This window comes from Ramlibacter montanisoli (assembly GCF_013087525.1).
GTDB lineage: Bacteria > Pseudomonadota > Gammaproteobacteria > Burkholderiales > Burkholderiaceae_C > Ramlibacter > Ramlibacter montanisoli.
In genome coordinates, this window is the sequence record NZ_JABFCS010000001.1 from 467,601 (window position 1) to 490,308 (window position 22,708).

At 70.7% G+C, this 22,708-nt stretch carries 26 protein-coding genes and 4 pseudogenes; 16 read left to right on the plus strand and 14 right to left on the minus strand.

The window, feature by feature from the left end; translation table 11 throughout:
- Positions 1-65: 65 nt before the first annotated feature.
- On the minus strand, positions 66-371 hold the full coding sequence (rpsT, locus tag HK415_RS02385; protein WP_171556626.1) for a 30S ribosomal protein S20: 306 nt from the start codon (positions 369-371) through the stop codon (positions 66-68).
- Between the two features lie 116 nt (positions 372-487).
- Between rpsT and murJ the strand changes: the two genes are divergently transcribed.
- Complete coding sequence (gene murJ, locus HK415_RS02390; protein WP_171556627.1) at positions 488-2,053, plus strand: murein biosynthesis integral membrane protein MurJ; 1,566 nt, start codon at positions 488-490, stop codon at positions 2,051-2,053.
- Positions 2,054-2,119: 66 nt separating this feature from the next.
- Complete coding sequence (locus tag HK415_RS02395) at positions 2,120-2,974, plus strand: SirB1 family protein (protein ID WP_171556628.1); 855 nt, start codon at positions 2,120-2,122, stop codon at positions 2,972-2,974.
- Positions 2,975-2,978: 4 nt separating this feature from the next.
- Here the strand turns inward: HK415_RS02395 and HK415_RS02400 are convergent, their stop codons facing one another.
- From HK415_RS02400 to purM, 5 genes and pseudogenes are all read right to left on the minus strand, one after another.
- Positions 2,979-3,479 carry a P-loop NTPase family protein gene (locus HK415_RS02400; protein ID WP_253261730.1) on the minus strand — a complete coding sequence of 167 codons (501 nt, stop codon included), beginning with the start codon at positions 3,477-3,479 and terminating at the stop codon, positions 2,979-2,981.
- Entirely contained in the window at positions 3,449-3,637 is a 189-nt protein-coding gene (locus tag HK415_RS24315) for a hypothetical protein (RefSeq protein ID WP_253262373.1), read from the minus strand. Before HK415_RS24315 ends, HK415_RS02400 begins: the two co-directional genes overlap by 31 nt.
- Positions 3,638-3,781: pseudogene (locus HK415_RS24320) on the minus strand (hypothetical protein); the annotation flags it as partial. It lies immediately after the preceding gene.
- Positions 3,782-3,862: 81 nt separating this feature from the next.
- A complete protein-coding gene (locus HK415_RS02405; protein ID WP_253261731.1) occupies positions 3,863-5,059 on the minus strand; it encodes an MFS transporter in 1,197 nt (398 codons plus the stop codon).
- The gene (purM, locus tag HK415_RS02410; protein ID WP_171563097.1) at positions 5,052-6,128 is read right to left on the minus strand and encodes a phosphoribosylformylglycinamidine cyclo-ligase; all 1,077 of its coding nucleotides are present in this window, start codon (positions 6,126-6,128) and stop codon (positions 5,052-5,054) included. The genes HK415_RS02405 and purM overlap by 8 nt, the downstream gene beginning before the upstream one ends.
- 49 nt (positions 6,129-6,177) lie before the next feature.
- Between purM and HK415_RS02415 the strand changes: the two genes are divergently transcribed.
- The 8 genes and pseudogenes from HK415_RS02415 to HK415_RS02450 all read left to right on the plus strand — a co-directional run bounded on the left by HK415_RS02415 (position 6,178) and on the right by HK415_RS02450 (position 14,008).
- A complete protein-coding gene (locus HK415_RS02415; RefSeq protein WP_171556629.1) occupies positions 6,178-7,248 on the plus strand; it encodes an AI-2E family transporter in 1,071 nt (356 codons plus the stop codon).
- Positions 7,249-7,259: 11 nt separating this feature from the next.
- Complete coding sequence (gene hda / locus HK415_RS02420; RefSeq protein WP_171563100.1) at positions 7,260-7,934, plus strand: DnaA regulatory inactivator Hda; 675 nt, start codon at positions 7,260-7,262, stop codon at positions 7,932-7,934.
- Positions 7,931-8,611: an HAD family hydrolase gene (locus HK415_RS02425; protein ID WP_171556630.1), complete on the plus strand. Its 681-nt coding sequence runs from the start codon at positions 7,931-7,933 to the stop codon at positions 8,609-8,611. The genes hda and HK415_RS02425 overlap by 4 nt, the downstream gene beginning before the upstream one ends.
- The gene (pcnB, locus tag HK415_RS02430; RefSeq protein ID WP_171556631.1) at positions 8,608-10,191 is read left to right on the plus strand and encodes a polynucleotide adenylyltransferase PcnB; all 1,584 of its coding nucleotides are present in this window, start codon (positions 8,608-8,610) and stop codon (positions 10,189-10,191) included. The genes HK415_RS02425 and pcnB overlap by 4 nt, the downstream gene beginning before the upstream one ends.
- 10 nt (positions 10,192-10,201) lie before the next feature.
- A pseudogene (gene folK, locus HK415_RS02435) lies at positions 10,202-10,686 on the plus strand (2-amino-4-hydroxy-6-hydroxymethyldihydropteridine diphosphokinase).
- 47 nt (positions 10,687-10,733) lie between these two features.
- Positions 10,734-10,976 (plus strand): F0F1 ATP synthase subunit C, encoded by a 243-nt coding sequence (gene atpE / locus HK415_RS02440; RefSeq protein WP_171556632.1) that lies wholly within the window; start codon positions 10,734-10,736, stop codon positions 10,974-10,976.
- Positions 10,977-11,175: 199 nt separating this feature from the next.
- Positions 11,176-13,011, plus strand: coding sequence for a sensor histidine kinase (locus HK415_RS26110; RefSeq protein ID WP_216369712.1), 1,836 nt, complete (start codon positions 11,176-11,178; stop codon positions 13,009-13,011).
- 16 nt (positions 13,012-13,027) lie between these two features.
- Positions 13,028-14,008, plus strand: a complete 981-nt coding sequence (locus HK415_RS02450; RefSeq protein WP_171556633.1) for a response regulator — start codon at positions 13,028-13,030, stop codon at positions 14,006-14,008.
- On the opposite strand, the gene HK415_RS02455 is transcribed toward HK415_RS02450, so the two are convergent.
- From HK415_RS02455 to HK415_RS02465, 3 genes and pseudogenes are all read right to left on the minus strand, one after another.
- On the minus strand, positions 14,005-14,481 hold the full coding sequence (locus HK415_RS02455; protein ID WP_171556634.1) for a protein-tyrosine phosphatase family protein: 477 nt from the start codon (positions 14,479-14,481) through the stop codon (positions 14,005-14,007). The two genes, HK415_RS02450 and HK415_RS02455, sit on opposite strands and share 4 nt — an antisense overlap.
- A 16-nt stretch (positions 14,482-14,497) precedes the next feature.
- Positions 14,498-15,772, minus strand: a pseudogene (locus HK415_RS02460) (c-type cytochrome).
- Entirely contained in the window at positions 15,769-16,542 is a 774-nt protein-coding gene (locus HK415_RS02465; protein WP_171556635.1) for a c-type cytochrome, read from the minus strand. Before HK415_RS02465 ends, HK415_RS02460 begins: the two are co-directional and overlap by 4 nt.
- Before the next feature lie 115 nt (positions 16,543-16,657).
- Here HK415_RS02465 and HK415_RS02470 point away from each other — a divergent pair, with 115 nt between their 5' ends.
- Positions 16,658-16,846: a hypothetical protein gene (locus tag HK415_RS02470; RefSeq protein WP_171556636.1), complete on the plus strand. Its 189-nt coding sequence runs from the start codon at positions 16,658-16,660 to the stop codon at positions 16,844-16,846.
- A 13-nt stretch (positions 16,847-16,859) separates the two neighbouring features.
- Here the strand turns inward: HK415_RS02470 and HK415_RS02475 are convergent, their stop codons facing one another.
- Positions 16,860-17,150: a 2Fe-2S iron-sulfur cluster-binding protein gene (locus HK415_RS02475; protein WP_171556637.1), complete on the minus strand. Its 291-nt coding sequence runs from the start codon at positions 17,148-17,150 to the stop codon at positions 16,860-16,862.
- A gap of 41 nt (positions 17,151-17,191) precedes the next feature.
- Here HK415_RS02475 and HK415_RS02480 point away from each other — a divergent pair.
- From HK415_RS02480 to HK415_RS02500, 5 genes and pseudogenes are all read left to right on the plus strand, one after another.
- A pseudogene (locus HK415_RS02480) lies at positions 17,192-18,111 on the plus strand (DUF808 domain-containing protein).
- A gap of 115 nt (positions 18,112-18,226) precedes the next feature.
- Positions 18,227-18,403, plus strand: coding sequence for a hypothetical protein (locus HK415_RS02485; RefSeq protein WP_171556638.1), 177 nt, complete (start codon positions 18,227-18,229; stop codon positions 18,401-18,403).
- Positions 18,404-18,732: 329 nt separating this feature from the next.
- A complete protein-coding gene (locus tag HK415_RS02490; protein WP_216369713.1) occupies positions 18,733-19,428 on the plus strand; it encodes a hypothetical protein in 696 nt (231 codons plus the stop codon).
- 168 nt (positions 19,429-19,596) lie between these two features.
- A complete protein-coding gene (locus HK415_RS02495; RefSeq protein WP_309246550.1) occupies positions 19,597-20,196 on the plus strand; it encodes a L,D-transpeptidase in 600 nt (199 codons plus the stop codon).
- A gap of 129 nt (positions 20,197-20,325) precedes the next feature.
- Positions 20,326-20,682, plus strand: coding sequence for a proteophosphoglycan ppg4 (locus HK415_RS02500; RefSeq protein ID WP_171556640.1), 357 nt, complete (start codon positions 20,326-20,328; stop codon positions 20,680-20,682).
- A 60-nt stretch (positions 20,683-20,742) separates the two neighbouring features.
- Here HK415_RS02500 and HK415_RS02505 read toward each other — a convergent pair whose 3' ends face one another.
- The 4 genes from HK415_RS02505 to HK415_RS27505 form a co-directional block, all read right to left on the minus strand.
- A complete protein-coding gene (locus HK415_RS02505; RefSeq protein WP_253262032.1) occupies positions 20,743-21,144 on the minus strand; it encodes a DUF4864 domain-containing protein in 402 nt (133 codons plus the stop codon).
- Positions 21,145-21,251: 107 nt separating this feature from the next.
- Entirely contained in the window at positions 21,252-21,398 is a 147-nt protein-coding gene (locus tag HK415_RS02510; RefSeq protein WP_171556642.1) for a hypothetical protein, read from the minus strand.
- A 421-nt stretch (positions 21,399-21,819) separates the two neighbouring features.
- Entirely contained in the window at positions 21,820-22,386 is a 567-nt protein-coding gene (locus HK415_RS02515; RefSeq protein ID WP_507236456.1) for an NUDIX hydrolase, read from the minus strand.
- The gene (locus HK415_RS27505; protein ID WP_507236446.1) at positions 22,281-22,688 is read right to left on the minus strand and encodes an NUDIX hydrolase; all 408 of its coding nucleotides are present in this window, start codon (positions 22,686-22,688) and stop codon (positions 22,281-22,283) included. Before HK415_RS27505 ends, HK415_RS02515 begins: the two co-directional genes overlap by 106 nt.
- Positions 22,689-22,708 lie beyond the last annotated feature (20 nt).

Consider the following 22,708-nt stretch of genomic DNA (forward strand, 5'->3'; position numbering starts at 1 on the left):
GCTGGCAGCGCACCCGGTTCAAACGGCGCGGGCCTGGCGGCTCGCGGGCTGACCCGACGCTATGGTCAGGCGGCGGCCTGGGCCTGCAGGCCCTTGACCTTGGCGGACAGGCGGCTCTTGTCGCGAGCAGCCTTGTTCTTGTGGAAGATGCCCTTGTCGGCAACCGTGTCCACGATCGATTGGGCCTTGGCGAAGAGTTCGGTCGCCTTGGCCTTGTCACCGGCGGCGACGGCCTTCTCGACGTTCTTCACCGCGGTGCGGTACTTGGAGCGCAGCGAGGTGTTCGCGGCGTTCAGTTTCACGTCCTGGCGGGCGCGCTTGCGGCCCGACGCCAGGCGCGGGTTCTTCTTCTTGGGTTTGGCAGAAGCCATGTGATGTTCCTTCGGTGTTCGAGGATGTTGCCAGCAAAGCCCGCAATTATAGCCCGGGCGCTTGTCCTACGCCGGCGCTGGGGTGGGCGCCCCGACCGCAGGGCTACACTCGCCCGGTGAGCCTGTTCAAAGCCGCTTCCACCATCTCCGTCCTGACGCTGGCTTCACGGGTCACCGGGCTGCTCCGGGAGTTCCTCATCGCCGCCGCCTTCGGCGCCTCGGCGATGACCGACGCCTTCAACGTCGCCTTCCGCATCCCCAACCTGTTCCGCCGCCTGTTCGCCGAGGGTGCCTTCAGCCAGGCCTTCGTGCCGGCGCTGGCGCACAGCAAGGAGCGCGACGGCGAGGAAGCCACCAAGCGCCTGATCGACAGCGTGGCCACCATCCTGGCCTGGACCCTGCTGCTGACCTGCGCGATCGGCGTGGTGGCCGCGCCCCTGCTGGTCTACGCGCTGGCCAGCGGCTTCAAGAAGGACCCGCACGCCTTCGACGTGGCGGTCACGCTCACGCGCTTCATGTTCCCCTACATCGGCTTCATGTCGCTGGTGGCGCTGGCCGCAGGGGTCCTCAACACCTGGAAGCGGTTTGCCGTGCCGGCGGCCACGCCGGTGCTGCTGAACATCTGCATGATCCTGGCGGCCTGGCTGCTCGCGCCCTGGCTGGAACAACAGGGGATCGAGCCGATCTTCGCCATGGCCGTCGGCGTGATGGCCGGTGGCGTGCTGCAACTGGCGGTGCAGATCCCGGCGCTGGCCCGGCTGGGCCTGTTCCCGCGGGTCGGGCTGGCCTGGAGCAGCGTCCGCACGGCCTGGAACGACCCCGGCATGCGCGGCGTGCTGCGCACCATGGCGCCGGCGCTGCTGGGCGTGGGCGTCGCCCAGATCTCCCTGCTCATCAATACGCAGATCGCGTCCTGGCTGCCGCAGGGCAGCGTCAGCTGGCTCAGCTATGCGGACCGGCTGATGGAGTTCCCCACCGCGATGCTGGGCGTGGCGCTCGGCGCCGTGCTGATGCCGCAGCTCGCGTCGGCAAGGGCCACCAACGACACCGAGCGCTATTCCGCGATGCTGGACTGGGGCCTGCGGCTGGTGCTGCTGCTGAGCGTGCCGAGCGCCGTCGCGCTGCTGGTGTTCTCGAAACCGCTGGTGGCCACGCTGTTCCACTACGGCGCCTTCCAGGACAATGACGTGCGCCAGGTCTCGCTGGCGCTGGCCGGCTACGGCATCGGCCTGCTGGGGCTGGTGGCGATCAAGGTGCTGGCCCCGGGCTTCTACGCCAGCCGCGACATGCGCACGCCGGTGCGCATCGCCATCGTGGTGCTGGTGCTCACGCAGCTGATGAACATCGCGCTGGTGCCCTGGCTGCGCCATGCAGGACTCGCCCTGTCGATCGGCCTCGGCGCCCTCATCAACGCGGGCTGGCTGCTGGTCGGCCTGATCCGCCGCGGCAGCTACAGCCCCAGCGCGGGCTGGGGCCTGTTCGCGCTGCAGGTGTTCGCCGCGACCGCGCTGCTCGGCGTGTTCCTCACCTGGGGCGCCAACAGTTTTCCGTGGGTGCAATGGCGCGCCGAGCCCTGGTTGCGCGCCGGCGCGATGGCGGGAATGCTGGCCGCATCGGCGGCGATCTACTTCCTCGCGCTGGCCCTCGCCGGGGTGAGGCTGCGCCAGTTTGTCACGCGCTGACCACGCGCGTTGCGCTGGCGCGCCTGCCCGGTTGACGCCGCCTGGCACGTCCATTACAACCCACCAATGTCGTCGCTGCAATTCGCCTCACCCACTCCCCTGGAGTACTTCAGGATGCTGGTGCAGAGCGACGAGAACTTCCCGCTGCTGGAAGCCGCCGCCAGCCTCGCGCAGGACGAATATCCCGACCTCGACCTGCAGACCGTGCTGGGCGACGTCGACCAGCTGCTCGCCCGCCTGAAGCGCCGCATCCCGGCCGACGCCGCGGCGCTGCAGCGCCTGCGCACGCTCAACCAGTTCTTCTTCCGCGACCTCAGTTTCGGCGGCAACGTCAACGACTACTGCGACCCGGACAACAGCTACCTGAACGTGGTGCTGCGCACGCGGCGCGGCATCCAGATCTCGCTGGCGGTGCTGTGGATCGAGCTGGCGCAAGGCATCGGCCTGCACGCGCGCGGCGTCTGCTTCCCGGGCCACTTCATGGTGAAGGTGAACCTGCCCAAGGGCCAGGTGGTGATCGACCCCTTCACCGGCCAGTCGCTGTCACGCGAGGAACTGTCGGAGCGGCTGGAACCCTACAAGCGGCGCAGCGGGCTGGTGGACGAATTCGAGGTTCCGCTGGGGCTGTACCTGCAGGCGGCGCCACCGCGCGACATCCTCGCGCGCATGCTGCGCAACCTGAAGGAGATCCACCGCGCGCAGGAAGACTGGCAGCGCGTCATCGCGGTGCAGAACCGGCTGCTGGTGCTGCTGCCCGATGCCTGGGCCGAGTACCGCGACCGCGGCCTGGCGCACGCGGAGCAGGGCCACACCGCGCTGGCGGTGGAAGACCTGGAAACCTACCTGGTGCACGCGCAGGACGCGCTGGACATCGACGCCATCGCCGACCGCGTGGCCGACCTGCGCCGGGCCAAGCACTGAGCGCCTAGACGGCGTTGGCGCGGGTCAGCGAGGCCCGGCTCGCATCGTTGAAGGGACGCGCGCCGAGCACCGAAGGACGCCGCACCGGCAGGATCGGTTCGCGTTTCGTCTCGGGCACCACCACCGGGTGGACCACGGGCCGCAGCCATTCCAGGATAGGCCGCCACTGCGCCAGGTCGATCTCCACGCTGTCCTTCTTCACGTCGAACAGCGTCAGGCCGCGCTCCAGGCTCTTCACGTAGTTCTGCGTCTCGCGCAGCACGCCCGCCATCGACACCTTCTGTTCGTCCGCCCAGGCGCGCAGCACTTCGGCGGCACTGGTGCGCCCGTCCACCCGCATGCCCACGGTCGTCACGCGGCACTGGCCCTTGGTCACCCGCGGCGGCAGCGTCTGCAGTTCGGCGATGCACTGGGCGGCCGACTCGCGGTCGAACACGGAGGGGCACACCGGGATCACGATCGCGTCGGCGAACATCACCACGCGCGAGAGTTCGAAGCCGTGCATGCCGCCGGGGTGTCCAGCACCACGTGCGTGATGCCCGAGGGCACGCGCAGCACGTTCTTCTGGTCGATCACCCAGGGGGCGATGGCGGGGAGGGCGGGATCGCGCCGGCGCAGCCAGCCGCGGCTGGATTGCTGGCGGTCGATGTCGCCCAGCATCACGGCCAGCCCTTCGCGGGCGCACCAGGCCGCGACATGCGCGGCGAAGGTGCTCTTGCCGCTTCCCCCTTGCGGTTCACGACGGCGATGACGGGCATGCAGACCTCCCTCGGACGGACGGCCAGTGTGGGGCAGCGGCTGGGCCAAGTCCAGCGCCGGCGGGCATTTTCCCGCTCCTTGTTTCGTAGCGAAGCAACGCCCCGCCGCCCGTCCGCCGCCAGCAGCCGTTCAGGGCCCCGGCGCCTTCCAGGCCAGCGCCGCCAGGGCCAGCGCGCTGATCGCGGCCCCGGCGATGAAGGTGCTCGCGCCCCCGAGACGGTCCCAAAGCAGGCCCGCGAACACGCTGGCCAGGAGCAGGGCGAGGCCGCTGGCCAGGTTGAACACGCCGAAGGCGGTGCCGCGCAGGGCGGCGGGTGCGGTGTCGGCCACCATGGTGGCCAGCAGGCCCTGTGTCAGCGCCATGTGCAGGCCCCACAGCACGATGCCGGTCCACAGCACGACGCCGCGGTCGGACCAGGCGAGCGCCACGTCGGCCGCGATCAGCACCACCAGGCCCAGGGCGAGCAGCTTGCGGTGCGACATGGTGTCCGCGAGGCGGCCGAAGGGATAGGCGCCCAGCGAATAGACCACGTTCATCGCGATCAGCACCAGCGGCGCCCAGGCGATCGCCAGTCCGCCCTGCTGGGCGCGCAGCACGAGGAAGGCTTCGCTGAAGCGCGCCAGCGTGAACAGGGCGCCGATGCCCACCACCCACCAGTAGGCGGGCCGCAGCAGGCGCAGGTTCTCGCGCCGGATCGGGTTCACGCGCGCGTGGCCGGCGGGCCGGTCCGGCTCGCGCACGCCGAAGGCGAGCAGCGCCACCGACAGCACGGCCGGGATCACCGCCACCCAGAAGATCGCGTGGAAGTCGTTGGCCCACAGCAGCATCAGGCCGATGGCGATGATGGGCCCGAGGAAGGCGCCGACGGTGTCGAGCGACTGCCGCAGGCCGTAGGCGGCGCCGCGCTGTTCCGGCCGTGCGAGGTCGGCCACCAACGCGTCGCGCGGGGCGCCGCGCATGCCCTTGCCGACGCGGTCGATCAGGCGCGCGGCCAGCACCATTCCGGTGCTGGTGGAGATCGCGAAGAGCGGCTTGGACGCCGCGCCCAGCCCGTAACCGAGCAGCGCCAGCGGCTTGCGCCGCCCCAGCCAGTCGCTCCAGGCGCCGGAGAACACCTTGACGATCAGGGCGGTGGCCTCGGCCACGCCCTCGACCAGGCCCACCAGCAGCATGCTGGCGCCGAGTCCCGTGACCATGAAGACGGGCAGCAGGCTGTGGATCATCTCCGAGGAGACGTCCATCAGCAGGCTGACGAAGCCCAGCGCCCAGATGCCCGCGGGCAGGCGCGAACGCGCTGCCTGCGTGCCGGCGGAACCGTCAGCCAACCGTGACGGCCGCCCCGGTGCCGCGCGGCGCGATGCGGCCGATCTCGTGCACGGACTCGCCCGCCTGGCGCAGCGTTTCGGCCACCGCCGCGGCCTCGCCCGGCGCCACCACCACCACCATGCCGATGCCGTTGTTGAAGGTGCGGTTCATCTCGTGGTCGTCGATCGCGGCGGTCGCCTGCAGCCACGCGAACAGCTCGGAGCGAGGCCATGAGGCCTCGCTCAAGTGCGCGGCAAGACCATCAGGAAGCACGCGCGGGATGTTCTCCAGCAGGCCGCCGCCGGTGATGTGGGCCAGCGCCTTGATGCCGGCATGCTTGGCCAGTGCGGCCAGCACCGGCTTCACGTAGATGCGGGTCGGCTCCATCACCGCCTGGCGGAAGGGCTTGCCGTCCAGCGTGGCCGGCAGTTGCGCGCCGCCGCGTTCGATGCACTTGCGCACCAGCGAGAAGCCGTTGGAATGCACGCCGCTGGAGGCGAGGCCCAGCACCACGTCGCCGGACTGCACGTCCTGGCCGGCCAGGATCTTCGATTTCTCCACGGCACCGACCGCGAAGCCCGCCAGGTCGTATTCGCCGGCCGGGTACATGCCGGGCATTTCCGCCGTTTCGCCGCCGATCAGGGCGCAGCCGGAGAGCTCGCAGCCGCGGGCGATGCCGCCCACCACCGCCGCCGCCGTGTCCACGTCCAGCTTGCCGCAGGCGAAGTAGTCGAGGAAGAACAGCGGCTCGGCGCCCTGCACCAGCACGTCGTTGACGCTCATGGCCACCAGGTCGATGCCCACGGTGTCGTGCATGTTCCATTCGAAGGCGAGCTTGAGCTTGGTGCCCACGCCGTCGGTGCCGCTCACCAGCACCGGCTCCCGGTAGCGCTTGGGCACCTCGAACAGGGCGCCGAAGCCGCCGATGCCGGCCAGCACGCCTTCGCGCATGGTCTTTTTCGCCAGCGGCTTGATGCGTTCGACCAGTGCGTCGCCCGCGTCGATGTCGACGCCGGCGTCCTTGTACGAGAGGGGGAAGGCTTCATGGGAGGGGTGCGGGACCGGAGCGTGAGCGCCGACCGATAGAATTTGCAGTCGATTTTACTTGGCCGGCCCCGCAGGCCCGGCTTTTCCCCGGATGCAATTCACCCCCACGCAGAAGCGTGCCGCCGCCTGGGCCGCCATCGCGGTGCTCGCCGTGCTGGCGCTGCGGGCCCTGGGACCGGTCCTCACCCCCTTCGTGGTGGCGGGGGTGCTGGCCTATGCGCTCACCCCGCTGGTCGACCGGCTGGACGCCCTGGGCCGGGGCCGCATGCCGCGTTTCCTGGCCGTGGTGATCGTCGAACTGCTCCTGATCCTCGTGCTGTTCTGCCTGGTGCTGCTGGTCATCCCGGTGCTGGTCAAGGAGATCCCGCTGATCCGCGAGCAGCTGCCGCTGGTGCTGGACAATCTGCATGCCACGCTGTCCCCGTGGCTCAAGCAGTTCGGCGTGAACATCGCCCTGGACCTCGCCAGCCTGCGGGCGCTGCTGGTGGAGTACCTCAATGCCAACTGGGGCGAAAGCTTCGGCTCCCTCTGGTCTTCGCTCAAGGTGGGCGGCAGCGTGGTCCTGACCGTGATCGGCTACACGGTGCTGGTGCCGGTGGCCCTGTTCTACCTGCTGCTGGACTGGAAGCACGTGGTGGCCCAGGCCCTCACGCTGGTGCCCCCGCGCGCCCGTCCCAGCGTCGACTCCTTCGCCACCGAAGCCGACCAGGTGCTGGGCCAGTACCTGCGCGGGCAGCTGCTGGTGATGGTGACCATGGCGATCTTCTACAGCACCGGGCTGGCCCTGTTCGGCCTGGACCTGGCGGTGCCCATCGGCGTGTTCACGGGGCTGGCCATGTTCGTGCCCTACATCGGCTTCGGCATCGGCCTGGTGCTGGCGGTCCTGGCCGGCGTCCTGGAATTCGCCTCGGCCAAGGCCTTCGTGATGGTCGGCACGGTGTACGGCCTGGGCCAGGTCGTCGAAGGCTTCTACCTCACGCCGCGCCTGGTGGGCGAGCGCATCGGCCTGCATCCGCTGGCCGTGATCTTCGCGCTGCTCGCCTTCGGCCAGCTGTTCGGCTTCGTCGGCGTGCTGGTGGCGCTGCCTGCCAGCGCGGTGCTGCTGGTGGCGATCCGGCGCGTGCGCAGCGGCTACCTGGCCAGCCGCCTGTACCACAGCTGACCATGGCGCAGATGAAGCAGCTCACCCTCGACATCGGGCTGGCGCGCGCCCCCAGCCTGGCGAGCTTCCTCGCCGGGCCGAACGAGGCCGCCTGGAAGCACCTGCAGCTGTGGGCCGGCAACCCGACGCGCTCGCCCGTGCCCACCTACCTGTGGGGCCCCTCGGGCAGCGGCAAGACGCACCTGCTCAAGGCGGTGGAGGAAAGCCTGCGCGAGCAGGGCGCCAGCGCCGGCTGGCTCGACCCCGCGATGGTGGAGCCGCCCGGCTTCGACGAACGCTGGGCCGTCGTGCTGATGGACGACGTGCACCTGTATTCCGCCGTGCAGCAGCACGCCGCCTTCAGCTGGTTCGTGCAGGCGCAGGCGCTGCAGCGCGGCGTGCTGGCCGCCGGCCTGCTGCCGCCCGCGCACCTGAAGCTGCGCGAGGACCTGCGCACCCGCCTGGGCTGGGGCCACGTCTTCCAGCTGCACGTGCTGAGCGAGCCGGAGCGCCGCTCGGTGCTGCGCCAGGCGGCCGACGCGCGTGGCGTGTTCCTGAGCGACGAGGTGATGGACTTCATCCTGCACCGCTTCTCGCGCGACCTGGGCAGCCTGATGCAGCTGCTGGACCACCTGGACGCCTATGCGCTGCAGGCGCAGCGCGCCATCACCATTCCGCTGATCAAGGCGATGCTGGAAGACGAATGAGCCGCCCACGGATCACGCTGTTCGACCTGGACCACACGCTGCTGCCGATCGATTCGGACTACTCCTGGGGCGAGTTCACCCAGCGCATCGGCTGGACCGACCGGGTCGAGTTCAAGCGCCGCAACGACGAGTTCTACGCCCACTATGTCGCCGGCACGCTGGACGTGCACGACTACGTGCGCTTCGCCGTCGAGGCGATGCGCGTGCGCGGGCAGGCCGCCTACGAGGAGGCGCACCGTCGCTTCATGCACGAGTGGATCACCCCGGCGCTGCGCCCCGCGGCGCTGGACCTGGTGCGCGGCCACCAGCAGCAGGGCGACACGGTCGCCATCGTCACGGCCACCAACGAGATGGTCACTCGCCCGATCGCCGCCATCTTCGGCGTGCCGGAGCTGATCGCGGTGGAGCTGGAGCGCGACGCCGGGGGCTGGATCACCGGCGAGATCGCCGGCGTGCCCTCCATGCGCGAAGGCAAGGTGGTGCGCGTGCAGCAGTGGCTGGCCGGCCGCGGCCTCGACTGGCTGGACGTGGAGACCACCTTCTATTCCGACTCGATGAACGACCTGCCCCTGCTGGAGCAGGTGGACCATCCGGTGGCCACCAATCCCGATGCGCGGCTGCGCACGCTCGCCCTGGAACGCGGCTGGCGCATACTCGACCTGTTCGAAAGAGAATGATCAAGAAATTCATCGATAACCTGATCGCCGGCGCCACCGGGCGCAAGCCGCGATTCGGGAAACGCCAGGAAGTGGGCCCCGAGCAGCACGCGATCGACCCCACCCTGGTCGACGAGCGCGCGCTCAGCGTCGTGCACACCCTCAAGGAAGCGGGCCACGAGGCCTACATCGTGGGCGGCGCGGTGCGCGACCTGCTGCTCGGCCTGCGGCCCAAGGACTTCGACGTCGCCACCAACGCCACGCCCGAGCAGGTCAAGAGCCTGTTCCGGCGCGCCTTCATCATCGGCCGGCGCTTCCGCATCGTGCACGTGGTGTTCGGCCGCGGGCGCGAGCACGAGGTGATCGAGGTCTCCACCTTCCGCGCCTACCTCGACTCCGCCGCGGCCGAGGCGGTCAGCGGCAACGAGCGCACCAGCAAGAGCGAACTGGCGGGCATGCACCACGCGGTGGATGCCTCGGGCCGCGTGCTGCGCGACAACGTCTGGGGACCGCAGGAGGAGGACGCGGCGCGCCGCGACTTCACCATCAACGCGATGTACTACGACCCCGAGCGGCGCATCGTGGTGGACTACCACGGCGGCATCACGGACGCCAAGAAGCGCCTGCTGCGCATGATCGGCGACCCCGCTTCCCGCTACCGCGAGGACCCCGTGCGCATCATCCGCGCGGTGCGCTTCGCGGCCAAGCTCGCCGCGCTCGGCTTCAAGTTCGAGCCCAAGACCAAGTCGCCGCTGCTGCCCAGCCTGCCCCTCCTCAACGAGGTGCCGCAAAGCCGCCTGTTCGACGAGATGCTCAAGCTGCTGCAGACGGGGCATTCGCTGGCCACCATCGAGCAGCTCAAGACGCTGGGCATGGCCAAGGGCATCTACCCGCTGCTGGACCTGGTGGTCGAGCGCGCCGAGCTGCCCTTCGTGCGCGCCGCGCTGCAGGACACCGACCGGCGCGTCGGCGAGGACAAGCCGGTGGCCCCCAGCTTCCTGCTCGCCTGCGTGCTCTGGTCGGACGTGCGCGAGGGCTGGCAGGACCGCCTCGCGCGTCGCATGCACCCCTTCCCGGCGCTGCAGGAAGCGATCGACGAGGTGTTCGAGTCGCGCATCGGCGACATCTCCGGCCGCGGCAAGCTGGGCGCGGACATGCGCGAGATCTGGATGATGCAGCCGCGCTTCGAGAAGCGCACCGGCCACACGCCCTTCAGCCTGGTGGAGCAGCCGCGCTTTCGCGCCGCCTTCGACTTCATGCGCCTGCGCGCCGACGTCGGCGAGGTGGACGTCGTGCTGGCCGACTGGTGGCAGGAGTTCAGCCAGGCCAGCGACCTGGTGCGCGAGGACCTGGTGGCCGCCCTGCGCGACGAGCAGAAGAAGCAGCCGCGCACGCGGCGCGCCAAGCCGGCCGCGCAGGACGAGGCGCGGGACCTGCAGCCTGCCGCCCGCGAGGCCGGGGATTCGGTTCCGGCCGACACGGACGGCACCGGCGGCGATGCACCGCGCAAGCGCCGCCGCCGCCGCCGCAAGCCGGCCGGGCAGGGTTCGCCCGGCGGCGATGCGCAGGGCGGCGCGCGCTCCGGCACCGACCCGGACTGAGGAAGCCTCCATGCGCGAGCCGGTGACCGCCTTCATCGGACTCGGGGCCAACCTGGGCGATGCGCAGCGCGCCTTGCAGGAGGCCCTGCGCGGCATCGCGCGACTGTCCGCCACCGACCTCGTGCGCAGCTCGCGCGTGTACCGCAGCGCCCCGCTGGACGCGGGCGGACCCGACTACTTCAACGCCGTGGCCGAAGTGCGCACGGGCCTGAGCGCCCCGAGCTGCTGGCTGGCCTGCAGGCGCTGGAGCAGGCCGCGGGTCGCGAGCGCCCCTACCGCAACGCGCCGCGCACGCTGGACCTCGACCTGCTGCTCTATGGCGACGGGCGCATCGCCAGCGCCACGCTCACCGTCCCGCACCCGCGCCTGCGCGAACGGGCCTTCGTGCTGCTGCCCCTGCAGGAACTCGCGCCCCAGCGCGTGGATGCGCGCGACCTGGCCGCCGTCGCCGGGCAGCGCATCGCGCCATTACCTCCCGCGTCATCGCCTCCATGACCGTTGGCCGGCACCATGCGTGCAGGTCCAAGGAAAAGGAGTCCCCCATGACAGACACCGGTCTCATCGCCGTCGCGTGCGGCCTCATCATCGGCCTGGGCGCCATCGGCGCCTGCCTGGGCATAGGCGCCATGGGCGGCCGCTTCATCGACGGTGCCGTGCGCCAGCCGGAGATGATGGAACCGCTGCAGACCAAGATGTTCCTGCTGGCCGGCCTGATCGACGCCAACTTCCTGATCGGCGTCGGCGTGGCGATGATGTTCGTGTTCGCCAACCCGTTCGCGAAGTGAATGCGAGGGCGGTGAGCGCAGGCCCGGAAAACCTTGACCTGCGTCAAAGTCCTTCCCAAGAGCAGGAACAGGGTTAATCATTTTTCCCTAAGGCGGGACCGCGGTTACAGCGCGCTACTCTGGAGAACGCTTTGCAACGTGTCGGCACGCGGCTTGCTCGGCTTCAGGCCAGGGACACCACCCTGGAGGAGAGAGACAAGTGGCCAAGCGCTTCCGGCTCGTCCGGTACTTCACCCTGGCCAGCCTCGGCGTCTTCGCCGCCGTGGCCGCCGCCATGGCCTACTTCGAGCGCCAGCAGGCGTCCTTCATCCACGAGGTGCAGAAGCAGGAACTGGAGTTCGTGCGCCAGGTCCAGGACAGCTTCGCCCGCCAGCAGGAACAGGTGGCCCGCGCCGACCTGCTCGCCTCGCACGAGAACGGCAACGTCGACCTCACCCGCCTGTTCGCCAACACCCTGTGGGAGCGTGACTTCGGTCCCTTCGTCGCCAAGGTCGCCGCCATCCCGGTGGACCATTGCCGCGCGATCCGCGACGTCGCCGGTCCCGACGGCAAGATGGGCGCGCCCAAGGAGAAGAAGGCCTGCTTCGCCGAGGTCGGCGCCCGCATCCGCACCTTCCCGGAATTCGCCGCGCTCGACGCCAAGGTGTTCGACACCATGCGCCGCAGCTCGGTGTTCAAGATCAAGGTGTTCGACGCGCGCGGCATCACCGCCTATTCGTCCGAGCACGCGCAGATGGGCGAGGACAAGGCCGGCAACGCCGGCTGGCTGGGCGCCAGCAGCGGCACGCCGCGCAGCGAGCTCACCCACCGCGACAAGTTCAGCGCCTTCGAAGGCGTGGTGGAGAACCGCGACCTGATCTCCAGCTACCTGCCGGTCTATCCGCCGGGCAGCAACCACGTGGCGGGCGTGTTCGAGGTCTATTCGGACGTGACGCCGCTGCTGGCGCGCATCAAGTCCACCTCCAACACCATCGCCGCCACCGCCAGGGCCAACCAGCAGCGCATGGAGCAGTCCGCCGCCGCGACCCTGGCGCAGGTGGACGCGCTGTCCCGGCGCGGGCTGCTGAGCGTGGGCGCGCTGCTGCTCGTGCTGTTCGCCGCCCTGTTCATGATCGTGCGCCGCGCCGACGGCATCATCGTGCAGCAGCAGCAGGCGCGCGAGCAGGACCACCAGCAGATGGCGCAGTCCGAGAAGATGGCCTCGCTCGGCCAGATGGTGGCGGGCGTCGCGCACCAGCTGAACACGCCGCTGGCCTTCTCGCGCAGCAACATCAGCATGGTGATGGATGCGGTGCGCAACTACGTGCTGCCGCTGAAGGTGGCGCATGCCTTCGCGCAGGCGGTGCGCAAGGCCGAGGGCGAGGTCGTCACCGTCAACGTGCAGGGCTGGCGTCCGCAGCTGGAGCTGGTCGAGGACAGCGCCGGCGAGATCGAGACGCTGTCGCACATGCTGGGCGACACGCTCCAGGGCATCGACCAGATGCACGAGCTGGTGGAGAACCTGCGCGACTTCACGCGCCTGGACCGCGCCAAGACCACGCAGTTCGACCTGAACAAGGGCCTGCACACCGTGGCGTACATCGCGCGCAGCGCGATCCCGACGCGGGTGCAGGTGGTGGAGGAATTCGGCGAGCTGCCGCTGGTCGAGTGCAACCCCTCGCAGCTGAACCAGGTGTTCCTCAACCTGATCAACAACGCCGCGCAGGCGATCCCGGGCGAAGGCAAGGTCACGGTGCGCAGCCGCATGGACCGCAACCGCGTGCGCATCGACGTCACGGACACCGGCACCGGCATCCCGCACGACGTGCAGCCGCACATCTTCGACACCTACTACACCACCAAGCCGGCGGGCGAAGGCACCGGCCTGGGCCTGCCGATCGTCAAGACGATCGTCGAGGAGCACGGCGGCGAGGTGAAGTTCAAGACCACGCCCGGCGTGGGCACCACCTTCAGCGTGTACCTGCCGGTGTCCCTGCCCGAACGCGCAGGCGAACGCGCCGAGCGCGCGCCCGAATCCGAACCGCAGCCGGCCTGAGCCGCGAGGAGACAGAATGAACCCCAACAATCCTTCGGTCCTCTGCGTCGACGACGAGCCCAACATCCTGCGTTCGCTGCACTGGATGCTGCACAAGGAATTCAACGTCATGACCGCGCCCGACGGCGCGACCGCGCTGGAGATGCTGCGCCGGCACGACTTCGACGTGATCGTGTCCGACCAGCGCATGCCCGGCATGATCGGCTCCGAGTTCCTGCGCCAGGCCTGCGAGATCGCGCCGCGGGCGATGCGCATCCTGCTGACCGGCTACTCGGACATGCAGGCCCTGCTGAAGTCCATCAACGACGGCGAGGTGTTCCGCTTCGTCAACAAGCCCTGGAAGAACGACGAGCTGAGCCGCACCGTGCGCGAGGCGGCGGAGATCGCGCGCATGCACACATCCGGCTTCTCCCCCTCGTCGCTGTCGCCGCTGGAGGCCATCGCCGGCGCCGAGGAACACGTGCTGGTGCTCGACACCGACCCGGAGCTCGCCAACCTGGTGGAACAGGTGATGGCGCCCGGCACCGAGCTGTACCGCGCGAGCACGCTGCCGGAGGCGATCGCGATTCTGGGCGCCTCGCCGATCTCGGTGCTGGTCAGCGAGACCCGGGTGGGCCGCACCGACACCACAGCGATGCTGCGGATGCTCAAGCAGTCCCATCCGGAGATCGTGTCGGTGGTGGTGACGGCGGAAACGGACGTCGACGCGGTGGTCAAGCTGATCAACCAGGGCCAGGTCTACCGCTTCATCCCCAAGCCGGTGAAGGCCGGCTTCCTGAAGATCCTGCTGGCCTCCGCCTTGCAGAAGCACCACGAGCTGGTGAAGGTGCCCGCGACGCTCAAGCGGCATGCCGTGGAACGCGTGCCGGAAAGCCTGCGCGAGCAGCTGTTCCAGCTGGTCGCCCACGAGGCGGCGCGCACGCCGCCAGGAGGCGCCGCCGCCAATTCCGGCTTCTTCGAGAAGATCGGCGGCAGTTTCCGGCGCCTGTTCGCCTAGAACCAGTGCACCAGGCCGGACTGCTCCGCGTTCTGCGGATTGGAGCCGGCCTCGCGCACCCGCTGCAGCGCCTCACGCTCCTCCACCCCCAGCGCCTTGAGCAGGCAGGCCGCGGCGCTGCCGGTGCGGCCGAGCCCGGCGGCGCAGTGCAGCAGCACCACGTCGCCGCCGCGCACGTCCTGCGCGAGACCCGCGATGTCGCGGCGGAAGGCCGCGGGATCCTCGGGCAGGCCGAAGTTGCGCATGGGCACGTGCAGCCAGCGGAAGGGCAGGCCGCCGCGCGCCAGTGCCGCGTGGTAGCGCGGCGAAAGCTCCGCGATTTCGGTGCGCGGCGCCAGGCACACCACCGTGGCCAGGCTGGCGCGCAGCGCTTCGTCGGTGAAGTCGCTCCATGGCTCGAAGCGCCCGGGCATGGCGCTCAGCAGCACCCGGCCGGTCACGCCTTCGGGCAGTCGCAGGGGTCGCAGCAACATCGCGTGATTGTCGCGCCTACTCGCGCGTGCTGCTGCGCTGCTGGCCCACCGAGACTTCGGTCACGGGCGCGGCCTTGTTGCCCCAGGAAGTCCGCACGTAGGTGAGCACGGCCGCCACGTCGGCGTCCGAGAGCACCGTGGCGAAGGGCGGCATGCCGAAGGGCCGCGGCTGGCCGCGGGTGGCGGGCGGAAGCCGCCGTGCAGCACCACCTGAACCAGGTTCTGCGTCACCGGCATGGTGACCGCACGGTTGCCGGCCAGCGCCGGGTAGGCGCGCGGAACCCCTGTCCCTGCGCGCCGTGGCAGGCCACGCAATGCTGCTCGTAGAGCTTGGCGCCGCGGCCGACCACCGTGGCCGATGGGCGCACCACCTCCCGCGGGTCGCTGTCGCTGGAGGTGGGCGGCAGGCTCTTGAGGTACACGGCCATCGCGCGCAGGTCCCCGGGCTCCAGGTATTGCGTGCTGTGCAGCACGACCTCCGCCATCGGGCCCAGCACGGTGCCGCGCGGCGAGGTGCCGGCGCCGAGCAGCCGCACGATGTCCTCGACGGGCCAGTCCGCCACGCCCGCTTCGCCGGCCGAGGCGAGCGAGGGCGCGTACCAGTTCTGCATCGGGATCAGCCCGCCGGACAGGTTCATCACGTCGCGCGAGCCCCCGAGCACGTTGCGCGCGGTGTGGCAGGCGCCGCAGTGGCCCAGGCCCTGCACCAGGTAGGCGCCGCGGTTCCACTCGCGCGTGCGCGCCGGGTCATCCACGTACTGGCCCGGGCTGAAGTAGAGCAGCCGCCAGACGGCCAGCGCCGCCTGTGTGTTGTACGGCCAGCGCAGGCGATGCTGCCGGTTCGGCTTGTTGACCGGCGGCAGGCTGCGCAGGTAGTCGAACAAGGCGTCCGCGTCGGCCCCGGTCACGCGTGTGGTGTGCGAATAGGGGAACACGGGGTAGAGCAGGCGGCCGTCGCGCGAGCGCCCCTCGTGCAGCGCGCGGCGGAAGTGGGCCGCCGACCAGCCGCCGATGCCGGTCTCGGCGTCGGGCGTGATGTTGCTGGCGAACACGGTGCCGAAGGGCGTCTCCATCGGCCGGCCCCCGCGTAGCCGGCACCGCCGCGTTCGGTGTGGCACAGCATGCAGTTGCCCGCGCGCGCGAGGTAGGCGCCGCGCGCGACCTGTTCCGGCGGCGGTGGCGCTTGCGGCGCGGCATCGCGGATGCGCGGGGCGCCCCAGAAGCCGTGCGCCCAGACCAGCGCGGCGAAGCCCGCCACCACCACCAGCAGCAGGAGGAGCACGCGCCTCATCGCGCCGGCTCCGGCAGCGCGGCATGGGCCGAGCCGCAGCGCATCGGCGGCGGCTCGGGCGTCGCCGGCGCCTGGGCCTTGCGCCCCTTGCCGCGGCGCGGCGTGGCCGGTGCATCCGCCGACACCGGCTTCGGGTTGGCGGGCAGCGGCTCCGCGGCCAGCCAGGCGGTCACGGCATTCACGTCGTCGGGCGCGAGCCGCCGTGCGATCTCGGCCATGCAGTCCGGCGCCAGCGCGCGCCGCTGGCCGGTGCGCCAGGCACCGAGCTGCGCATTGAGGTAGTCGCGCGGCAGCCCGAGCAGGCCGGGGATGTTGGGCGTCACGCCGGTGAGGGCCTTGCCGTGGCAGCTCGCGCAGGCGGGCACGCGCCGTTCCGCATCGCCCTGCAGCGCGAGCGCGCGGCCGCGCTCCAGCACTTCGGGTGCCGCGGTGGCGCGATGGGGCGCGGCGTAGGGCAGGTCGAGCGCGGCGAAATGCTGCGCGATCTGCAGCAGGTAGTCGTCGGACAGCGTTTCCAGCAGGCCCGCCATCAGCCCGTAGTTGCGGCGCCCGTCGCGGAAGTGGAGCAGCTGGTTGTACAGGTAGCCTACCGGCTTGCCCGCGATGCGGGGGTAGTAGCCGTCAGGGCCGGCACGGCCCTCCTTGCCGTGGCAGCTGGTGCAGGCGAGGGTGCGCTGCGCCATGGTGTCCTGGAAGGACGCGGGGGCAGCGGCTGCCGTGGCGCAGGCACAGAGCAGGGCGGGAAGCAGGAGACGAAGTAGGCCGCGCATGGGCCGCGACTATGCCACTCCTTCACGCCCGCGCCCGTGTCCGTCGGCACGCGGCGGACATGGGCATGGTGGACGTCCTACAAGCCCGCCCCGGGCCCACTTCTAAGGTGGGCCCATGAACCTGTACCGACGTTCGAGCAAGCCCAAGCCGCAGGCCGAAGCGCCGCGCGGCCGGCGCCGGCCGCCGCCCGAGGGCGAAGGAACCAATGCCGTCCAGCACAAGCCCGACCCGAAGGCCGAGCCCATCCCCGACGGCGAGCACAAGTACGTGCCGCGCAGCCCCTACCGCACGGGCAACTACTGAAGCCGCGCGGGGCCTAGTCCCCGAGGACCAGGTCGGACTGCGGATAGGCCACGCAGGGCAGCAGCCAGCCGCCCGCCTTTTCCTCCGGCAGCAGGCCGGGCCATTCGATGCGATAGGCGACGCGGCCGGCATGCAGCGGCCGCAGGCAGGCGCGGCAGGTGCCGTTGCGGCAGGAACTCGTCATGGCAATGCCGGACTCGGCGGCCGAAGCGAGCACCGTGCGGTCGGCGGCCGCGGTGAACCGGCGGCCCGAAGGCTGCAGCAGGGCCGAATGGCTGGCCGCATCGGGCCCCTTTTCATCCATCGCTTCATGATAATGAGGCGACAAGCACAACGATCGGACCCATGGCCTCCAGCCTGCTCGCCCTCCTCGACGACATCGCGACCATCCTCGACGACGTTTCCGTCCTGACCAAGGTCGCCGCCAAGAAGACCGCCGGGGTGCTGGGCGACGACCTCGCGCTCAACGCGCAGCAGGTGAGCGGCGTGCGGGCCGAGCGCGAGCTGCCGGTGGTGTGGGCGGTCGCCAAGGGCTCCCTGATGAACAAGGCGATCCTGGTGCCCGCGGCACTGGCGATCAGCGCCATCGCGCCCTGGGCGGTCACGCCGCTGCTGATGGTGGGCGGCGCCTTCCTCTGCTTCGAGGCGGCCGAGAAGCTCGCGCACCGCCTGCTGCACAGCAAGCAGGAGGACGAGGCGCACCACCGCGAGCTGCAGGAAGCGCTGGTGAACGAGGACGTGGACCTGGTGGCCGTGGAGAAGGACAAGATCAAGGGCGCGATCCGCACCGACTTCATCCTGTCCGCCGAGATCATCGTCATCTCGCTCGGCACGGTCGCGGGGCAGGACTTCGGGACCCGCGTCGCGGTGCTGGTGGCGATCGCGCTGGCCATGACGGTGGGGGTGTACGGGCTGGTGGCCGGCATCGTCAAGCTCGACGACTTCGGTCTCTACCTCAGTCGCCGCGCCACCTCCGCGGCGCGCGCCTTCGGCAACGGCATCCTGCGCGCCGCGCCCTGGATGATGAAGACGCTGTCGATCGCCGGCACCGCCGCCATGTTCCTGGTGGGGGCAGCATCCTGGAACACGGCATCCCGCAGCTGCACCATGCGGCGGAGGCCTTCACCGGCGAGGGCGGCGCGGCCAGCGTGGTCAAGGGCATGCTGTTCGACGGGCTGGTCGGCGTGATCGCGGGCGCGGTGCTGGTCGCCGTGTACGTGCTGGTGCGCAAGCTTCGGGGTAAACCCGCGCTGCCCGCTGCGTAGTACCTCACGGTCCTGGCTCAGGCGTAGGCGCGCGCCTACGACGCGATGCGTCGTCGGCGGATAAGCACGGCCTTGCGCGGGCTGAACAATGGCCCATCCAAGAGGGAGAGTCGCCATGCCTGAAATGCAGCCGTCCGTGCCGAGCGCCGCCGCCATGCCCGCGGCGATGGATCCCGCCGCCCCGTCCGCCTTCGACGATTTCGATTTCGCCCTGGGCTGCGAGTGCGCCGACCCCTCCTTGCAGATCGAACGCTGGGCGCAGGAAGCGCGCGGCGGCCTCGACGCCAACTAGGCTCCCGAACGAGGGCCTTGCCCTCCCGGCTCCTACAAGCGGAGCATCGATAGGCGCACGCGAGCTGCGCCTTCCAATGCCTAAGCTGCGGGTTCCTCCGAAGAGACGAACCCCATGCGAGAACTCCCTCCCGAATCCAGGCGGCCCCGCGACGCCGAGCGTTCCGACTTCCTCGACGCCCTGAAGAAGGGCGCCCTGCTGGGTGGACTGCTCCTGCTGCTGATCGTGCCGCTGCGCATGATGAACCGGGACAACGACGCACCCAAGCCCCCGAACCCGTCGCCGCCGCGCCCCAGGTGCCGTACCAGCCGCAGCCGCCCCTGGAAGGCATGGCGCCTCCCGCCCACCCCGGCCTGCAGCTCGCCGACTTCGCCGGCGAGGAACCTTCGGCCGATGCCCGCCTGGTGGCCAACTGGGCGGTCGCCACGCGCAACCACAAGAGCCGCGCCTTCGTGATCGTCGACAAGAAGGACGCGCGCGTCTACGTGTTCGGCGCCGACGGCCGCCTGCGAGACAGCGCGCCCGCACTGCTCGGCGCGGCCCGCGGCGACGACTCCGCCCCCGGCATCGGCGACAAGCCGCTGTCCGAGGTCAAGCCCGAAGAGAAGACCACGCCGGCCGGCCGCTTCGTCGCGCAGCAAGGGCTCAACGCCAACCACGAGGACGTGGTGTGGGTCGACTACTCCGCCGCGGTCTCGATGCACCGCATCCGCCCGATGTCGCCCGACGAGCGCCGCCTCGAACGCCTGGCCACGCGGGTGATCGACGACAACCGCATCTCCAACGGCTGCATCAACCTGCCCGTGAGTTTCTACGAGGGCGTGCTGAGCCCCGCGGTGAAGCAGACCGGCGCCATCGTGTACGTGCTGCCGGAAGTGAAGACGCCGCAACAGGTCTTCGGCGCCTACGACGTCACCGACCCGCAGCAGCTCGCCGCGGCGCGGGCGCGTGCCGCCTTGCAGGCCTCGGCGAGGGACGAGGACCTGGTCGCGCAGGTGGCCCTGAAGCCCAAGGCCGACCGCTGAACCCGCGCGCGCCTACCCCGGCTTTACACAGCTGAACCTTGCGGCCCCACGGCCGCGCTTGCTAGCATCCGCCCCTGCTGAGCCTCCGACGGCCCGGCACCAGAGGGGACCCGGATGTTCGACTTGCGCCGATGGCTGCGCCATGCAGCCGGTTGTACGGCTTTGTTCGTGGGGGCGGCGCTGCCGCACGCAGGTACCGCGGCGCCCGCGGAATTCACCGCCACGCGCCCCTCGGCGCAGGCCCGCAGCCTCGTGGACTGGGTCCTGGGCAGCGGGGATGCCAAGGGCCGGCCCTTCGCCGTGGTCGACAAGCGCGCCGCCCGTATCTACGTGTTCGACGACGCCGGCCGCATGGTGGGCCAGTCCGCCGCCCTGCTCGGTGCGACCTTCGGCGACCACACCGTCCCCGGCGTCGGCGCCCGGGCACAGACCGGTGACGTGGGGCCGGACGAGCGCACCACGCCCGCCGGCCGCTTCGAAGCGGTCCCGGGACGCAACGACAAGGGCGAGCACGTGGTGTGGGTGGACTACGCCAGCGCCTTCGCGATCCACCGCCTGCGACCCGGCTTCGCCTACCAGGCCCGCGCCACGCGGCTGTCCACGGCGCAGGCGGCGGGCAAGCGGGTGTCCTGGGGCTGCGTCGTGGTGCCGGTCGCGTTCTATCAGGGCGTGGTCGAGCGGGTGCTGGGGCGGTCGCGCAGCGTGGTCTACGTCATGCCGGAGCACGCGTCCCTGGGCACGGTGATCCACGCGCTCGACGCGCGCTGAATCCGTCAGCCCCCGTCCGACACGCGGCATCGCGTGGTGCTGACGTGGCCTCGAAGGCCCCTCCTGCATCTTGGGCGGGCCCGGTTCCCTGCCGGGACAAAAGCGTCCACACCGCAAGGAGACTCCTGAATGTCCACACCCAAGATCCTCGTCGCCGCGATCGCGGCAGCCACCGTCAGCCTCGCGTTCGCACAAGGCACGCCGCCGCGTCCCGCCACGGACCCCGCGGTCGGCGCCGGCCAGCGCAGCACGCAGGGCACGCCGATGGGCACCACCGGCACGCCGGGCGGCGGCGGCGCGGCTGCGCAAGGCTCCACGGCAGGCAGCGCGGCCGCCACCACGGCAGGCAGCGCCGGCACGACCGGTTCTTCCGCCGCGATGAACTCCGGCACCACCGCCGGCGCGACCGCGGCCGCCGATACCGGCACCCGCAAGGTCGCCAAGAAGTCCAGCAAGAAGCGCGCGGCCAAGGCCGACCGCAACTGAGCGACCGCGCCATGCAAAAGGGCCGCGCGAGCGGCCCTTTTCGTTTGGGGAAGCCAAGGATCAGGTGACGATCTGGCGCCCCTCGGGCGTCACCACGCAGCCGCTGATGCGCCACTGGTTGTCGTGCTGGCGGTTCAGCAGGTAGGTCAGCGTCCAGGCCGCGCCGTCCTCGTCGCTCATGCGCACCTTCTGCAGCGCGATGGTGCCGTCCGTTTCGGGCTTGAGGAACAGCACGCTGGCCGGGTGCATCAGCATGGGGTACTGCTCGCGCACGGTGGCCAGGAAGGCGTCGGCCGTGCCGAACTGGGTGCGCATGTCGTTGTCCGCCAGCGCGAAGGCCTGCAGCGCGTCCTGCGTGGCCAGCGCCTTGAGCTGTTGCTGCACCACCTGCTGCACGACCTGCGAAGCCTGGGCGCGGCTGGGCGTGGCCTGCGGCGGGTCCGACGCGTACACGGCGCCCATCAGCACGGCCGAGAACAGCAGCGACCAGGCGGTCGCGGGGCTGCGCCAGGCGCGGCGCGGCTGGGAGGGGAGGGGACGGTCGAAGGGAGGGAATGCACGTATTTTCCTTAGCTCGGCACGTGGAGCGAGGCCACCTGGCACGACTGCAGCGCCTGCGGCTGGGCCACCGTGTCGGCCCTGGCCTTCAGCTGCATGCTGGCGGCAGCGAGGGCGATGCCGACCAGGGTGAAGAAGCGCATCATCAGCGGGCTCATCCGAAGGGCTCCAGGAACGATGTGTGAGGTTGACCGCTAGGTTAGGTGTCGGCCTGCAGGGGCGCTGTAGGTGAAGGGCGTCCCGCAGCGTGGGAGCGGGAATCGCCCGGTGCGGGCTGGCTCGTCCGATGGGAAACCTGGCTCTGCCGCTTGGGCGGCTGGCTCTTCCAATGGAAGACGGCGCCCAGGGCGCCGCTTCGCTTCCGCAGGGGAAGCCGCCGGTCCACTGGACAATGTTCTCGCTGTATCGCTTGCGGAAGCGGTGAGTCCGATACCTGTCGTCGTAGCGCGGAAGCCGGCTGGCTTTGAAGGATTGGAGTGCCGGCGCCGCGCCGCGATCGCAGGCGGTGCGCGCGAGCGACTGTAGGCGCGCATTGGACCGGGCTGTGGGAGCCGCGATGCGCGCGCCGGCCGGGAGTGCTCAGTCCCCCAGCAGGATCGCGAGGCCGGCGTCGGGTTCGAAGCGCTTGTTGCGCCAGGTCAGGCGGGTCGGGCCTGGCAGCATCTGCTCCTGCTGGGAATGCCACGGGTCGCCCGGATAACAGAGCACGCGCAGGCCGTCCGCGTCGCGCGGCTCCGGCCGGATGCAGGGTGGCGTGCGCGCGGCGGCCGCGGCGAACACGCTGGCGACGCTGGCATGCCGCGCCAGGTGCGTGAGGCTCATGATCTGCGGCGGCGCCAGTTCGATCAGGCCGTCCCAGTATTGCCGCAGCGCCGTGCGCGGCGTGAGCCAGAGGCTCTCGGTCGCCTCGTGTTCGTCGTGCCCCGGGTGCTGCCCCGGCGGCACCGTGGCGATGAAGAAGCGCGTGTCGAAGCGCTTGCGGCCCACGCTGCTGAGGGTGGGCGTGACCCAGCGGGACCAGGGGCGCAGGGCGCTGGCGATCAGGCGCGGCCGCAGCGGTTCCAGCAGTTCGTCGAAGCGCGGGCCCTGGCGCAGCGCCGCCCAGGCATCGCGTGCCTGCTGCGGCGAGAGGTCGGCGAACAGCAGGCCCGTCTCCTCGAACACCTCGCGGATCGCGGTGACGAACAGGCCGGCGGCCTGCAGTGGAGTGAGTTCCGGCTCCCCGAGCAGCGCATGCAGTGCATCGGGGGCAGGTCGAGGCGGTCGGCCCAGTCGGCATCCTCCGCGTCCACCTTGCCACCGGGGAAGACGTAGGCGCCGCCCAGCACGTCGGACTGGCCGTGGCGCCGCAGCAGGAAGACCTCGAGGCCGTCGGCCGCGTCGCGCAGCAGCACCACGGTGGCGGACGGGGCCGGCGGCCCTTCGTTGCGGACGGTGTTCAACTCCATGGCAGGAGGCTAGCAGACCG